Annotated in this window: 1 protein-coding gene; it reads left to right on the top strand. The window is 30.0% G+C overall.

Going from position 1 to position 689, the window contains the following annotated elements; translation table 11 throughout:
• Positions 1-689, top strand: a 689-nt coding sequence (locus B0A80_RS20660) for an AMP-binding protein (protein WP_165769315.1), incomplete at both ends; no start/stop codon positions are given.

The raw sequence follows: 689 nt of genomic DNA, 5'->3' as shown, positions 1-689 counted from the left end.
TAATATATCTTTTATTGTTTACCGCGAAAAATTATTACTATCAAAATTGCCTGTTTCAGACTTTATTTCATTAATAAATATTTCAGAGTCTTCAAACGATAAGTCTTTAAGAATGGTAAATAATAGAAGGCAAGATTCCATTGTTTATATTATGTATACTTCAGGGACAACAGGAAAAGCAAAAGGAATTGCTATTTGTGATAAAAATGTAATTAGTCTTATTAATAATCCATTAAGTAAAATTTCAATTGATAGTTCAGATAAAGTACTTCAATGGTCTAATTATGCATTTGATGGTTCTACATATGAGATTTTCGGAACACTTTTATCTGGAGCTTGTCTTTATTTAATAGACACTTTGACAGCCTCTGATGCAGAAGCCTTATCTCATGTTATAAATAGTAATAAATTGAGCGTTGTTTTTATCACAACAGCTTTGTTTAATTCTTTGACAGAATATAATTTATCCTTATTATCTAGCTTAAGACTATTATTATTTGGAGGGGAAAAAGTTTCATTACCTCCTGTTAGAAAAATTTTGTCAGCGTTGGGTCCTGATAAGATACTTCATGTTTATGGGCCAACAGAAACCACAGTATATGCTACATGTTACCCAATCAATTCTATACCTCAGAATATAGAAACTATTCCAATAGGATACCCTCTTTGCAACACGCAGATCTACATTT

This window comes from Flavobacterium tructae, from assembly GCF_002217475.1.
Lineage (GTDB): Bacteria > Bacteroidota > Bacteroidia > Flavobacteriales > Flavobacteriaceae > Flavobacterium > Flavobacterium tructae.
The sequence above is the reverse complement of the archived record's forward strand: the minus strand, read 5'-3'. Positions and strand labels throughout refer to the sequence as shown.